Below are 14780 nucleotides of genomic sequence, written 5' to 3'. Positions count from 1 at the left end.
CATGAAAAAAACAGCAATATTTCTATTGGCCTGTCTTGCATTTGCGACAGGGTGTAATGATGAATTTTTAGATACTTTTCCTGAAACACAGATCAATGATGATACTTTCTGGAAAAGTGCTTCAGACCTTCAGGTCTATAATAACCAGCTTTATGCATCCTATTTTGCTACTAAAGGCTTTAGAGGAGGATTTAATGCTGGGATACTTACTGATGATAATTTAAGTGACAATTCCTTTGTTCAGTCTCCAGAGGATGTTCGTTTGGGGATTAATACAGCCAACACGCCCGGTCGTGAAGACTGGGACTGGGATTTGATAAGGGATATCAATCAGATGTTGGAAAATAGCGCTGCGTCAGATATTGAGGAAGCTGCTAAAAACCCTTATATCGCAGAGGCTAGGTTACTGAGAGCATTAGAGTATTATGACAAGTTAAAGTTATATGGAAAACTTCCAATAGTGGACCATGTACTTACGGATACTGACCCGTTGTTATATGAGGCACAGTCCAGCCGTGACGAAGTGATGGCTTTCATCAAATCGGATTTGGACTTTGCAGTACAATGGATGGCAAACACAGCAGAAAGCAACCGCTTTACCAAAGACATTGCCAATGCCTACAGGGCTCGCATCATGCTTCATGAAGGGACTTTCAGAAAGTATCATGGACTTGGAAATGAGCAAGTCTATTTGCAAGCTGCAGCTGAGTCTGCTGAAGCATTGATGAATTCGGGTAATTACAGCATTGATGTAAATGGTGATTATAATGCTTTGTTTGCCAATATGAATTTGGTAGGAAATGACGAAATCGTCTTTTACAGGGATTATGATGATGCTTTGCAGATCTATCACAACGCCTCAAATGTACTGACCCATACTGAGGGAACTGAATTTGGAGGTACAAAGAGCTTGATCAATGATTACCTGTGTGTGGATGGTCTATCAATTGAAGAGAGTCCTTTATATCAGGGTGATGCTACTATTGAAGATGAATTTGCCAATAGAGATAAGCGTTTGGCAGGTACTTTTGCTCAGCCGGAGACCTATTTCGTGGATGGTCAATTATACCTAAATTCTGATCCCATTGGTTTGAGCTCCAATGAATCTTCTCCTTCGGGTTACCAAGTTGCCAAATTCTATAATGAGGAGCAGGATAGAACAGCTCCTTGGGATAGAGCTTATATGGATGCGCCACTTATCCGCTATGCTGAGATATTGTTGATCTATGCGGAGGCTAAGGCGGAACTGGGAAGTATTACCCAAGCTGATGTTGATATGACGATCAATCTACTGAGAGCCAAAGCAGGAGTGGCTGATTTAGTATTGAATCAGGGAAGTATCATTGATGATGTGAGAAGGGAAAGAAGGGTAGAGCTAGCCTTCGAGGGCTTCCGCTATGATGATTTGATGCGTTGGAAAGAAGGTCTGAAACTTACTGAGCCTGTTTTAGGCATTAGGTTCAATTCTGTGGATATTGCCAATTATGATGCTTATGAAGTTGGTTCAGATGTTAAGTTAAATAATGAAGGTTATATCATTTCAGATCAGGCTTATCTGTTTGATGAGAATAAGAACTATTATTTCCCAGTACCGGTAAATGAACTTTCACTGAATCCAAACTTGGAGCAAACGAGCGGATGGGAATAAAAAAATAATTTTTTATTTGCTTTGTACTTAAAGCCGGTGTTACTCGAACAAAAGTTGGTTTGGGTTTCACCGGTTTTTTTTGTTATTAAAAATACAATAGAGTGACGGTTAATGTAATGATAGTCAGTGTTTTTAGTTTTATTTATTACTAAAATAATCGTACTTTTAGTTGTTTTTAGGCTCATATGTCGATTTGAGGACTTTTTTGCTTGTACTATTTTGAGTAATTGGGTATAGCGAAAGCTATGTTTTAGGTCTTTTAACCTATTTAGGTTTATTAGTATGCCGTGATTGATTCTATTATACTTAGAAAGAAACATCTTATTATTGACCATCTTTTGACATGAAGCCAATTATCATCTTTTTACCTGTTTTTGTAATTATAGCTTGTCAGCAAAAGCCAGCAGAAGAAAAACTTGTTACAGCTAGTGACATCACTTTATGTTCGGTTAATTCCTTAGTTACAGATAAAACTTGGTATGAGTCTGGAAGCAAGGCACCTTTGTTCGAAGGTTTGGAAGTAATCCATTGGCCGATGAGTACAAGTAATGAGTTGGCACAAAGGTATTTTGATCAAGGTTTGGTCTTGGCCTATGGATTCAATCATGCTGAGGCAGCGAGGTCTTTTTATTACGCCAGTCAACTTGATCCGGACTTTGCCATGGCTTATTGGGGATATGCCTATGTTCTGGGGCCAAACTACAACGCAGGAATGGAAGCGGACAATTATGAAAGAGCCTATCATGCTATTCAAACAGCAGTTTCAAAATCCAATAGAGTTAGTGAAAAAGAAAAAGCATTGATTGGAGCTATGGCCCAAAGGTATTCATTGGAAGTACCAGAGGACCGTAGCCATTTGGATCAAGCTTATTCAAAGGCTATGAAAGAGGTGAGTCTGGCATTTCCAGAAGATGCCCATATTGCCACGCTTTATGCCGAATCTTTGATGGATCAGCATCCTTGGGACCTCTATGACAAGGAGGGTAAAATCAAGGCTTGGACTCCTGAAATTTTAAGCTCTTTAAATCATGTTCTTGAGATGGATCCTGATCATCCAGGAGGACATCACCTGTATATCCATGCGGTAGAAGCCTCTTTGGAGCCTGAACAAGCGAACACAAGCGCAGCAGCTTTTGATGATGGCTTAGTGCCTAACGCTGGGCATTTGCTTCATATGCCTTCACATATTTATATCCGTACTGGAGAATACCACAAAGGTACAGTGGCTAATATTCGTGCAATCGAAGCGGATAGTATTTATGTTAGCGCATGTCATGCGCAGGGTGCTTATCCATTGGCTTATTTTCCTCATAATTATCATTTTATGGCTGCAACAGCCACCCTTGAAGGTAATAAGAAATGGGCTATTCTGGCAGCAGAGAAATTGTCGGAGCATACCAATAAACTGGTGATGAAGGAGCCTGGTTGGGGTACCTTACAGCATTATTATACCATTCCCTATTATGTATATGTGAAATTTGGTGAATGGGATAAAATCCTTTCCATGCCAGCAGAGGATAGTGAGCTTCGCTACCCTGAGGCCATCAGGAACTACGCTCGTGGGATGGCATTTTTGGGAAAAGGTAATATCAAGGAAGCAAAGAAAGAGTTAGGGTTACTAAAAGAAAAAGCGACTGATGAAAGTTTCAAAACGCTTACGGTTTGGGATATTAATTCTACCTATGACCTACTTCAAATTGCTGAAAAGGTATTGGAGGCTGAAATTTTGGCTGCAGAGTATCAATACGATACTAGCATCCAATTGCTTGAAGAGGCTGTTTTATTGGAGGATAGTTTGAATTATAATGAGCCTCCAGATTGGTTTTTTTCGGTTCGACATCATTTGGGGGCGATACTCTTGCTTGATGGGAAATATACAGAGGCGATTTTTACCTATAAAGAGGACCTGTTCAGTTTCCCAAAAAATGGATGGGCTTTGCATGGTCTAATAGCTGCCTACCGACTTAATGGAGATCTTGAATTGGCTAAGAAAACGGAGAGTGATTTGGTAGAAGTTTGGAGTACAGCGGACATTAAACTGGAAAATCCAAAAATAAGGTGATAATGTGTGTCAATGGATGACACGTCTTTAAAATAAGCTTTTTACGTTTTTGTTTTCTTTTTTGCTTTTCGAATACATATAATTTTCGTCTATAAAATTTTAACTTAAGAAAAGTATAAAATATCCCTCTAAATGCTTGTAAGCGGCTTTTTAGGGGTAATTGAATTTTACTTTGTTTTTCTATCTTAGTTCATGATTTTAAATACTTTTGCATTAATCGTGGATTTCCCAAATCAAATCCGATAACCTTAATTATGGAAACGAATAAGAACGACTTACTTCAGTTGCTCACTGTGGAGAAAGAAAATTATCAAGAAAAATTTATGGCATTTGCTAGTGCCAGTAATATTTCCAATCCCGAACGGTTACTGTCTGAATTGGAGTTGATACAAATTTGTGGCTATAATTATTTATGGGAAGTGACCCAACCAACTAGGCAGTTAACCCAGCAAGAAATTTGTCAAAAATCAGAGGAATTTTATCGCGACACTTACCAGTGGATGAATGAAAACGGCTTGAGAGCGGTTCAGGACTGGTTGGTTTGGAAGTGTAACAAAGATGGAATTTTGAAAACCTAATCTTTGGCTAAAATAAAAAAGTAATTTTTAAATAAATTAAGTATTTGAGTCCCTGTGAAGCAAGTTTTTTAAAACTTCTTATTTAAGTAATAAAGTTTTGTCCATTTTTAGCTTTCATCTTTGCTTTAATTTCTTTCAATAAATCCTGCAAAACCTATCTTATTTTTTAGATAAGTGGACTTTACTCCACTTGGAACTATATAATAGCTGTTGATCATAGTTTTACGATCATCTATTTTTATAAACAGTTTATCGCGTATTTCCTGATTGTTTTAAAAAAATATCTTAAATGTATTTCGATTTATTTTAAAAAATCTATACATTGACAATCCTTTAACGAAAAGTTAAAGAAATTTTTTCCTTGTAAATTAGGAAAACCCAATATAACAGTTCCAAGCCAGTGATTTTCGCCGACAATTTATTGGCTTTTTGAAGCTTTTGCGTAACGGTTCATCAATGTACTTGGTGATTTAAAAAATTTATTATTCAACCTTATACCCTTAAACCAGTTTTATGAAAACTAAAATTTTACGATTACTAAAACCAGTAACGTTATTGACTGTTTTCGGCACGATGCTGCAACCGATTGCGGGCAACTTGCTTTATGCCAGTGAAGGAATTCAGCCCTTGAGTTTCTCTGCATCTGCTGTGGCTCCTGTTGCGATAACAGGTACTGTAACCAGTGAGGAAGATGGTGCTCCCATTCCAGGAGTAAGTGTTTCAATTGTAGGTACCAGTAGAGGTACCATTACAGATTTGGACGGTAATTATACCATCAATGTAGAACCGGGTCAATCTTTAAAATTTTCTTATTTAGGCTATGTTGAACAGACAGTAGCGGTCAGCAACCAAACAGTTATTGACATTGTGCTTGCACAGGATGTGGAGCAGCTAAGTGAGGTGGTGGTAACTGCCTTTGGCATTGAGAAAGATAAAAAATCACTCGGTTATGCCGTACAAAAAGTGGATGGTGAGGAGCTGACAGCGGTCAAAGCCTCACCAAGTGCTGTTTCAAACCTAAAAGGTAGAGTGGCCGGTGTAAACATCACAGAGGCAGGTTCTGGTCCAGGCGCTGGTGTCCGAGTGATCATTCGTGGTAACAACTCATTGACACAAAGTAACCAACCATTGTATGTTGTGGATGGTATTCCAATGGACAATTCCAGTACAAGTGAAGGTGGTGACATGTACACCAGTACCAATACAGGTTCTGGTATTTCTGACTTGAACCCGGATGATATTGAGTCCATGACTGTGCTTAAAGGCCCAAATGCTGCAGCACTTTACGGGTCTAGAGCTGCAAACGGTGTGATTATGATCACCACCAAAAAAGGAAACAATAGAAAAGGCATAGGAGTGGACTTCTCAAGTAGTTCTGTCTTTTCCAATCCTATGCTCCTTCCTGAGTTCCAAAACGAATATGGACAAGGTACAGCGGGAAGAACGCCATCTTCAATCGATGAACTCCGTACTACTGGAGGTTCTTGGGGTGGTAAAATGGATGGAAGTGACCAACTTTATTGGGATGGAACGAACAAGCCTTATACCGCTCAGCCAGATAATGTAAAAGACTTCTTCAATACGGGAGGTAACTTTGTCAATACTTTGGCTTTGACCGGCGGAAACGAAAAAGTTACTGCACGTTTCTCTTATACCAATACCTACAATGAGGCCATGGTTGAGAATTCTTTCCTGAAGAGAAATAACTTTAATTTAAGAGCTACAGCTAAGCTTTCCAGCAAGCTTTCTCTGGACACAAAAGCTACCTATACAAATCAATTTACGCGTAACAGGGTAAATCAAGGTTCTGAAGGTCTTTTGGCCGGGGTGTTCAGTGTGCCTAGAAATGCCATTATGGATGATTTCAGGGATTACTTGGATGAGGAAACTGGCTTGGTAAGAAACTATGCTGAAAGTGCAATCAACCCTTATTGGACACTTAACTATGATAAAGCAGAAGACACCAGAAGCAGGTTCCTTGGTTTTGCCAAGTTGCAATACCAATTTACCGACTGGTTGTCAGCTCATGCCCGTGTAGGTACTGACTGGACTGATATTCGTTTTGAAAGTGCTACGCAGCCAGGTCACTGGTTTTACCCTGATGGCCGTGTAGGCTTTTCTAACAACCGTTATCAAGAAACCAATGCGGACTTCTTGTTCATGATTGACAAGAATATCACTGAAAAGCTAAGAGTAACGGCCAATGTGGGTGGAAACCACTTGCAGCAGCTTTCCCAAGGCATGAGCCTTAATGGCCAGAACTTACGTATTCCTACTAAAACAACCATTGGTAGTGCAGACCAGGTAAACTATAGCGCCGGTGTTCCTACTGAGCGTGTTACTAATTCCCTTTACGCTTCTGCATCATTCGATTATGCAGGAATCCTGTTTTTGGACATAACTGGAAGAAACGATTGGACTTCTACTTTGCCTTCTGACAACTGGTCTTATTTCTACCCATCTGTAAACCTTGCTTTGATGGTGAGTGAATTCATCGACCCTAACCAGCGTGTAATGGATTACCTTAAAGTACGTGGTAGCTGGGCAAGTGTAGGTAAAGATGCTTCGGCTTGGAGCTTGCAAAACAGCTATAACCTAAAGAACAAGAACAACAGTTATTTAGGCATTACTACCTTGACCATTCCATCTGTATGGTATGATCAGAATTTGAGTCCAGAGTTTACCAAAACATATGAAGTGGGTATTGAAGGTAGTCTTTACAAGAACAGACTATACTTTGATGTAGCTTACTATGATATCAGCTCTACGGACTTGATTGATATTGTTTCCACAGACAACTTGGCGGTAAACCCACTAGGAAGAGCTGAAGTACATACCAATGTTGGAGAAATTACCAATAAAGGGATTGAGGTAATGCTGGGGGGTACGCCGGTTGAAACCGAAGAATTCACTTGGAATACCAATGTAAACTTCTCCCACAACCGCAATGAGTTAAAAGAGTTTTTACCGGATGCTTTTAATCGTCAGTGGAATGTGAATAACTCTGGATCTGCAGAAACACGTGCAACTGTAGGTGGTGGATATGGTGAAATCTGGGCTACAGATATCATGACTGATCCTGAGACAGGAAAAATGATCCTTACTGCCAGTGGCATGCCTCAGGCTACTGCCCAAAGGGTGAAAGTGGGAGATTTCCAACCTGATTATTTACTAGGCTTTAACAACTCCTTTAGCTATAAAAACTTCAACTTGAGATTCTTGATTGATGGACGTTTCGGTGGTGAAATGTATGCAGGTACACAAGCTGCCATGGACGGTGCCGGTATTTCACAAAAGACCCTTCAGTATAGAGAGGAAGGGATTGTAGTGGATGGACTGATTGAAAATGAAGATGGTAGTTATTCTCAGAACACCCAATCCATTACTGCCCAGCAGTATTGGGGAGCAATGAGTGGCATTGGTTCTAATTACATCATGGATCAGACCAATGTTCGTCTTAGAGAATTGTCTTTGACATATCAGATTCCTACTTCCTTCTTAGGAAACAGCGTGGTGAGGTCTGCATCCATTAGCTTCATTGGAAGAAACTTGTTCTTTATCTACAAGTCATTTGATGGTGGGTTTGATCCAGAGGCTACTCTCGGTACCAGCAACGCCGGTCAAGGTTACCTTTACTACGCGATGCCTACAGCTAGATCCCTTGGGTTTAACTTGAACGTGAAGTTTTAATTAGTTTAAAATCGAAGATTATGAAAATATTCCATAAAACTTTAATTGGATTGGCATCAATTGCCACTTTGGGAAGTTGCACAGCAGGGTTTGAAGAGATGAATACCAATCCCAACCTAATTGGTGAGAATGATGCCAGTGCAAAGTATTTCTTAACTGAGCTGATGATCCGTCCTTATATCCCTGCAAGATATAATTACTGGAGGGCTCACCTAATCCATACAGATCGTTATGCAGGCCACTTTACCTTTGGCCAAAATGGTAACTGGTGGAGTGATGAGTTGGGTTACTCTTATGATGTAGCTTATACTGATGCTGCGTGGGACCATTATAATGGACTTTTGGGCACCGTAAAACAATTGCTTGAATTTACTGAGCCGGGTGGTGCATTTGAAAATGAGTTGACCCATGCGGTAGTCTTGATTTTGAAAAGCCATTATTTCCAATTGTACACGGATACATTTGGAATGATTCCTTACAGTGAAGTTTTCAGCGATGAGGATATCTCTTTACCGAAATTTGATTCACAAAAAGATATCTATAAAGGCATCATTGCTGACTTGGATGCTGCTATGGCTGCCATTGGAGATAATACAAGCACAGGTGATGCATTGGAAGACTTAGGGGACAATGACGTTATTTATGGAGGAGATCTTCAGAAGTGGAAGCGTTTTGCAAATACTTTGAAGTTAAAAATGGCCATGAGAGCGCAAGGTGCAACAGGTGATGATTTTAGTCAATCCGCTATCAATGAAGCATTGGCAGCGCCACTTTTGAGTGAGGGAGAAAGTGCGCTGATTGAAAAGGATCTGGAGATATCTCAGTGGGATTATTCGACTTATGCAGATGTTTGGCATAACTTCGGGGCCGGTTCAGACTGGGCCGTTGGTCGCGAATTAGTGGATTACCTAAGAGATAATAATGATCCTCGTCTTGATCAATATGTGAAGCCAGCAGCAGGGGGAGAGTTTACACTTATCAGGCCTACTGCTTCGGAAGACCAAGAAGGTTATGATCTTTTCCCTAAGAGAACCAACTTCCTAAAAACTCTATTTGATGAATCAGGAGCTGAATATACTTGGGATGATCAGGGAAGTCAAATTGTAGTTTCGATGCCTGAGAACACCAATTATATAGGTCAACCTGTAAGGTTGAGCGGAGAGATGTCTTCATTGCTTCAATTTGGCTTTTTCTGTTCTCCAAGTGATTTGGTGATCCAACAGAAAAACCAAGGTGGTACTTCTACGCCAGAAACAGTGCTTTTGTCTGGTGAATCCTATTTACTACAAGCCGAAGCTGTTCTAAAAGGTCTTGGTTCAGGCGATGCACAGGAATTGTATCAAATGGGTATCAAAGAAGCGATGCGTGTTTGGGGTGTAGATGATGCCAGCATTGATGCTTTCTTAGCCAACGAGGCCATTGCACAATTGGACGGTACTACCGATGAAAACTTAGAAAAAGTATATATCCAGCGTTGGATAGCGCATTATACTGATGGTTATGAAGCATGGGCTATTGTCAGGGATTCTGGATACCCAGCTACTTTGGCTGCCGGAGTGAGTGACTATGAGCTTTATGGTCCGGGTACCATCACAGCAGGTGGCTATCCACAGCGGTTGAGATACGGTAGCAGTTTGCAAGCTTCCAATCCTAACAATTACAATGACGCCATTTCTAACCAGGGACCTGATATGCAAGGTACCAAACTATGGTGGGCTAAGTAATACTGGAAATTGTAGTGATAAATGAAAAGGAGACCAAATTGGTCTCCTTTTTTGTTTTGATTCAAAGCACCTATTTATCATTAATTTTCACTATTTTATTCTTCATACCCGAAAACTGAACTTTAACACCACATTTGACCGCAAACATGAAAAATCTCTTTTCCCTTATTTTGCTATTGTATCTGGTAAATGGTTGTACATCTTCTGATGAGAATCCCAAAAATGATCCCAAGTTGATTGTAAAAATAGAAGTAGATCCAGAACAAGTGAGATTGGGAAATGCTGGGACAGCTGTGGATGTCACCTCAGGGCATGCTGGGCAAAATCCAGTTTTTCATCAAATTGCTGCTCATTATCTTGAACTGGCTCCATCTGCCAACACTTTTTTGGGAGAGGGAGAAATTCTCTACCATGCAGCAGAGACTGAAGCAGGAGGGGAAAAGGCCATTGATTTTAGCCAAAGCAAGTTGGTTGCTCCTGGAGAAACTTTTTTGGAAATTCCATTAAATTCCATTCAGTCTGGTACCTATGAATGGGTGAGGATGTCTTTGTCTTACCAGAATTTTGATGTTACCTTTTATTATAATGACCAACCGTTTACAGGTACCATTGCCAGTTTTGTGGGATTCAATACGTACATCGATAAATATTTGTTGAAAACAGAGGAAGTTGAAGTAAAGGCTAACAGAAAGCAAGGTTATTGGGGATTGGAAACACTGGCAGGAGTGGTTACAGGACAAAGCCCTGAAGGAGCTACTACAGTGCCCAATCCTTTGTTTGAGACTTCACCTATTCCACAAGGCTCTTGTGTGGTCACTGGCGAGTTTGATATGCCCTTGGAAATTACTGGTAATGAGACAACAGATATAATTATCAGCATGTCTCTTTCGATCAACAAAAGTTTTGAGTGGGTGGACGAGAACAGCAATGGGCTATGGGATGTAGGAAATGGACAAGCAGAGGCTGTGGTGGACATGGGATTGAGAGGATTGATTCCAAGAGTAATGGAGTAATTTCCTGGGGTACTAACGCCTGAAAATGACTATTTTACGTATATTAAAGAAAACCCGTCATTGGGTAATTGAAATATACATTTTCATCTTAGTCTGGGGCGTATGAAAAAGTTTTACATAATAATGTTTTGCATAATAGGGTTAGGTGCTTCTTGCACTTCAGAGCATCAGGAAATGGAGGACTTTGCAAATGCGCTTGGAGCTGAAAAGATGGAAGCTTTAAATGCTCTAGTCGCCTCATTTGACCAATTTTTATTGCAACGATATCCTGTCAATACCAGTCCATCCGAAAAGTCTTATCAATTTCTCAATGATGTTTCACACCGAAGATCACTTAACCTAAGCCAAGTAAGGGGCAGGGATTTACTTGTTGCAAAACTGGAGGACAGTGGCCTGAGAAAGGATATTTATATCTATGAATCCGAAAAGGCTACTTACCCCAATTATCCTGTAGACCAGCTAATGCCTGTTGAATATCCCGAAGAATCCATGGAACTTAGTTTGAATGATAAGAGATTCCAATTTTTACTCACATCTTCCAATGCAGAGGAAGTTCCTTCAGACTCCACTTTGAGGTACAATAAGGAGGGGTTGTTTATGTATGCAATGGCTAAATCAAAACAAAAGGATCAAGACTTCATGCGCTATGTTGAGGTCAAATACAAATTAGAGGATATTCATGCGGTCATGATTGCCCAAAGACACCTTGAAAATTTAGCAGGAAAGGAGTTCACCTGGTTCCAAAAACTTCCTATAGTCATTGATATTTATTACAGAATGTTGCTCTCTGATGAAAAGGAAGAGCCTAATTATTTATCTATGAATAACCAGCCTAAATAATAAGAGCATATTGTTCAATAAAATATTTGTATAATAGGGCTTAATAGGAAATGGATCATTTGTATAGTTTGACATTGGGAGAAAAGCTTCCGGAATGGCATCTAGAAAGTATTTTTGGAGATGCCGTTCCTAGTCCAAAGGATTATATTGGTCAACCTTTAGTAGTGCTTTTCTTTAGCTTAAACTGTCCTGGTTGTAAAGGAAGAGCCATTCCTTTTGCAAATAGATTAGTATATGAGTTAGGAGAAAAGATCAATGTACTTGGAGTTCATTCTATTTTTGATGGCAATGAAATACCAATGTGTAAATTGGAGGAGGCGAGGGAGAAATTTTTTGTTCGATTTCCCTATTTTAAAGATCAAAATTTAAACACCACCTTTTTGGATTTTAAAGCTGGTGGAACCCCTCATTGGATTTTGGTGGATGCCAATGGTCTTGTTGCCTATAGCATGTTTGGTTCCGATCCAAATAATGCCTTGATGCGACTTGATTACAAACTTGATGAAATACTAAGTGGAAATGTCCTGATAATCGATGAACCTACATCTCAAAGCGAATTAACGGAACCTGAAGGGTGCGATTTAAGGTTAGTTAGCAGAGAGAATGAAAACCTTGGTGATAAAACACAGAGATTTAAAAACATTAATAGTATGCTTAACTGGAACAATATTATTCAATTTGCCAATCATGGTAATCCAATCCCCTCAAAGCGAGTAGATAAGAGTGAGGCAGAATGGAAAGCAACTCTTAGCCCTGAACAGTTTCAAATTACAAGGCTAAAGGGAACAGAGCGAGCCCACAGTTCAGAGATGTGTAGCTTATTCGAGCCGGGGAAGTATGCCTGCACTTGTTGTGATACCCTGCTTTTTGACGCGGAGGAGAAATTTGAAAGCGGTACTGGGTGGCCATCTTTTACACAACCAGTGGAGGAAAATGCAGTGGCCTACCATAAGGATGCCAGCTTTGGCATGGTCAGGGTAGAGATCACCTGCAATACCTGTGATGCACATTTGGGGCACGTATTTCCAGATGGTCCAGCTCCCAGTGGCTTGCGGTATTGTGTGAACGCGGTATCTTTGAAAAAAGTAGGGTAATTCAAAACCACTCTAATGAAGCCATTATTATCCAGTCATTCATGAGAAGTATTCGTTTTATAGTTTATTTCTTTTTGATCTGTCAGACTACCCTTTTCGCTCAAAACAACCTATTCTATAATCAATGGAGCCTTCTCCCAAGGAAGGGGCGTTTCAAATAGAAGGCTAAATCGTTTGGGGCGGTTCGGTGATCAAAGGAGAAGATGGTATTTACTATATGTTCGCCAGCAGCTGGCCCAAACATCTTGGCATGAGCGCTTGGGTAACCAATAGCGAAATAGTGTTAGCTGTAGCAGATAAGCCCGAGGGGCCATTTTATCATATGCTCGCCAAATGCATGAATGAGGCGATTACAGGTGAGTCTGGTGCTGAGTTTTTAGCCAGTTCAGAAGATGGCTTGGTGTGGAAGACCTCGGAAAACCCGATTGCTTATAATCGAAATATTAAGTTTTCAAATGGAGAAAACGTGAATTTGCCCAAGTTGGAGAGGCCGCAAGTCCTCATTCAAAATGGACAGCCAAGCCATGTTTATTTTGTCTGTAGGAATCCAGAGGGACAGATCTTTAACATGGTAAGGCCGTTAAGAAACAATCAATAAGAATAATGTTTTCAAGTCGATGATGGAGAAAATGGGATTTGGTGGAGGATGCCATTGGTGCACAGAAGCGGTGTTTCAGTCCATTGAGGGAGTGGGAAATGTTGACCAAGGGTGGATTGCATCGTCGGGCAAGTACAGTAGCTTTTCGGAAGCTGTCTTGGTGGATTTCGATCCCCAGATCATTTCTCTCCATCAATTAATAAAATCCCATTTACTGACGCATAGCTGTACTTCTGAACATAGTATGAGAGAAAAATACCGATCAGCGATTTACGTGTTCAGCCATGAACAGCATGAAATAGTTCAAAAGAATTTGGAGGATTTGCAGCAACTTTGGTCTGGGAATATCATTACCCAAATTTTACCCTTTGTATCATTTAGACGAAATTCGGCTGATTTGTTAAATTATTACCAGAGTCGGCCTGATGCTCCTTTTTGTCAAAAGTATATTCAGCCCAAACTAAAACTCCTTAAAAAGAACCAAAAAGCAGATAAAGGCTAAATTAATAATTCGGTAATTATAATGAAAAACAAAAGGAGCAAAATACATTTGCCCCTTTTGTTTCTATGGTTATGGAAAATTACTCTATTTCTTCAAGCTCTTCGCTATATTTTTCAATGGTATGCTTGTACTCCTCTAGGCCTTTTTCTGTCATATATGGAATCAATAAGTCCCAAATGTGTTTGGTCATTTCTCCCTTTTCATTGAACCTGTAGCCTGGAAGTACTTCGCGCTGAGAGAGCCAAAAAGTGATGATGATGCGGATGGTATGTTGTAGTCTGATTAAAGCAATATTACTTTTGTCCTCCAAAAGTCCATCACTCACAAAGCTTTTAAACACCTTTGACATTTGCTCTTTCCGAAGTTCTATTGTCTCTTTCAATAATTTGCTGACTTCGGGATACGATCTGGACATTTCCAAAACATCCAGGTTAAAAAAGCGGTATTTCATCTGGAACCTTTCTAAGTGCATCAGCAAAAGGTGGAAATGATCAAAAGAAGAATTGCCATTATTACTTTTTTCCTGATAAGAGTTTGTCATTTCCTCTCTCATCTGCTTATAAATAGCCAGAAGGATAGCCTCACGGTTATTGTAATGATAATCTAAATTGCCATGACTGATACCAAGTTCGGCAGCAATGTGTCTACTGGTAATATTGTGAGCACCATTTTCATTATAGAGCCTTATGGCCTCATTTAAAATTCTTTGTTTTGTGGATATTTTCTTCTTCTTTTCCATAATCTAAAGGACAATAAACGCCAGTTTTATTCTTAAATATTTGGTAGTGAAAAACTGACAAGAACACAAATCAAGCAAAAAAACAGAGGATTGCCAATTTCTAAATTTTATAACTATCGATTTTTTGAGTTTTATCTCAGCTAAACTAACAGCTATAATCTTGTTATAAACCAATATAAACTTATATTTTTAAGTGAAAATTAACAAAAATTTCACAAAATAAGCAAATGGCCTAATTTTATTAATTTAATATTATCTGCTAAATATATAAAATTTAGGTCTAAAGACCTAC

11 protein-coding genes are annotated in these 14780 nt (G+C 39.6%); 10 read left to right on the top strand and 1 reads right to left on the bottom strand.

Features of this window, described 5'->3' with window-relative positions:
* Position 1: 1 nt before the first annotated feature.
* The 10 genes from IFO69_RS08235 to IFO69_RS08190 all read left to right on the top strand — a co-directional run bounded on the left by IFO69_RS08235 (position 2) and on the right by IFO69_RS08190 (position 13749).
* Complete coding sequence (locus IFO69_RS08235; RefSeq protein ID WP_192009583.1) at positions 2–1648, top strand: RagB/SusD family nutrient uptake outer membrane protein; 1647 nt, start codon at positions 2–4, stop codon at positions 1646–1648.
* A 343-nt stretch (positions 1649–1991) separates the two neighbouring features.
* The gene (locus IFO69_RS08230; RefSeq protein WP_192009582.1) at positions 1992–3710 is read left to right on the top strand and encodes a tetratricopeptide repeat protein; all 1719 of its coding nucleotides are present in this window, start codon (positions 1992–1994) and stop codon (positions 3708–3710) included.
* 254 nt (positions 3711–3964) lie between these two features.
* Positions 3965–4288 (top strand): Maf family protein, encoded by a 324-nt coding sequence (locus tag IFO69_RS08225; protein WP_192009581.1) that lies wholly within the window; start codon positions 3965–3967, stop codon positions 4286–4288.
* 513 nt (positions 4289–4801) lie between these two features.
* A complete protein-coding gene (locus IFO69_RS08220; protein ID WP_192009580.1) occupies positions 4802–7978 on the top strand; it encodes a SusC/RagA family TonB-linked outer membrane protein in 3177 nt (1058 codons plus the stop codon).
* Positions 7979–7998: 20 nt separating this feature from the next.
* On the top strand, positions 7999–9702 hold the full coding sequence (locus tag IFO69_RS08215) for a SusD/RagB family nutrient-binding outer membrane lipoprotein (protein ID WP_192009579.1): 1704 nt from the start codon (positions 7999–8001) through the stop codon (positions 9700–9702).
* A gap of 146 nt (positions 9703–9848) precedes the next feature.
* Positions 9849–10715 carry a hypothetical protein gene (locus IFO69_RS08210; protein ID WP_192009578.1) on the top strand — a complete coding sequence of 289 codons (867 nt, stop codon included), beginning with the start codon at positions 9849–9851 and terminating at the stop codon, positions 10713–10715.
* 123 nt (positions 10716–10838) lie between these two features.
* Entirely contained in the window at positions 10839–11555 is a 717-nt protein-coding gene (locus tag IFO69_RS08205) for a hypothetical protein (protein ID WP_192009577.1), read from the top strand.
* Between the two features lie 650 nt (positions 11556–12205).
* The gene (gene msrB, locus IFO69_RS21630) at positions 12206–12649 is read left to right on the top strand and encodes a peptide-methionine (R)-S-oxide reductase MsrB (RefSeq protein ID WP_225444074.1); all 444 of its coding nucleotides are present in this window, start codon (positions 12206–12208) and stop codon (positions 12647–12649) included.
* Between the two features lie 250 nt (positions 12650–12899).
* Positions 12900–13247, top strand: coding sequence for a glycoside hydrolase family protein (locus IFO69_RS08195; protein WP_192009575.1), 348 nt, complete (start codon positions 12900–12902; stop codon positions 13245–13247).
* A gap of 19 nt (positions 13248–13266) precedes the next feature.
* Entirely contained in the window at positions 13267–13749 is a 483-nt protein-coding gene (locus IFO69_RS08190) for a peptide-methionine (S)-S-oxide reductase (RefSeq protein WP_225444048.1), read from the top strand.
* A gap of 79 nt (positions 13750–13828) precedes the next feature.
* On the opposite strand, the gene IFO69_RS08185 is transcribed toward IFO69_RS08190, so the two are convergent.
* Positions 13829–14488: a TetR/AcrR family transcriptional regulator gene (locus tag IFO69_RS08185; RefSeq protein ID WP_192009574.1), complete on the bottom strand. Its 660-nt coding sequence runs from the start codon at positions 14486–14488 to the stop codon at positions 13829–13831.
* Positions 14489–14780 lie beyond the last annotated feature (292 nt).

Source organism: Echinicola arenosa, assembly GCF_014841125.1.
GTDB classification, from domain to species: domain Bacteria; phylum Bacteroidota; class Bacteroidia; order Cytophagales; family Cyclobacteriaceae; genus Echinicola; species Echinicola arenosa.
This window is presented reverse-complemented; position numbering and strand designations above follow the sequence as displayed.

Excerpts from the sequence above, each read along its gene's own strand:
- IFO69_RS08235 (WP_192009583.1), top strand. The coding sequence starts at position 2 with ATGAAAAAAACAGCAATATTTCTATTGGCCTGTCTTGCATTTGCGACA.
- IFO69_RS08230 (WP_192009582.1), top strand. The coding sequence starts at position 1,992 with ATGAAGCCAATTATCATCTTTTTACCTGTTTTTGTAATTATAGCTTGT.
- IFO69_RS08225 (WP_192009581.1), top strand. The coding sequence starts at position 3,965 with ATGGAAACGAATAAGAACGACTTACTTCAGTTGCTCACTGTGGAGAAA.
- IFO69_RS08220 (WP_192009580.1), top strand. The coding sequence starts at position 4,802 with ATGAAAACTAAAATTTTACGATTACTAAAACCAGTAACGTTATTGACT.
- IFO69_RS08215 (WP_192009579.1), top strand. The coding sequence starts at position 7,999 with ATGAAAATATTCCATAAAACTTTAATTGGATTGGCATCAATTGCCACT.
- IFO69_RS08210 (WP_192009578.1), top strand. The coding sequence starts at position 9,849 with ATGAAAAATCTCTTTTCCCTTATTTTGCTATTGTATCTGGTAAATGGT.
- IFO69_RS08205 (WP_192009577.1), top strand. The coding sequence starts at position 10,839 with ATGTTTTGCATAATAGGGTTAGGTGCTTCTTGCACTTCAGAGCATCAG.
- msrB (WP_225444074.1), top strand. The coding sequence starts at position 12,206 with ATGCTTAACTGGAACAATATTATTCAATTTGCCAATCATGGTAATCCA.
- IFO69_RS08195 (WP_192009575.1), top strand. The coding sequence starts at position 12,900 with ATGAGCGCTTGGGTAACCAATAGCGAAATAGTGTTAGCTGTAGCAGAT.
- IFO69_RS08190 (WP_225444048.1), top strand. The coding sequence starts at position 13,267 with ATGATGGAGAAAATGGGATTTGGTGGAGGATGCCATTGGTGCACAGAA.
- IFO69_RS08185 (WP_192009574.1), bottom strand. The coding sequence starts at position 14,488 with ATGGAAAAGAAGAAGAAAATATCCACAAAACAAAGAATTTTAAATGAG.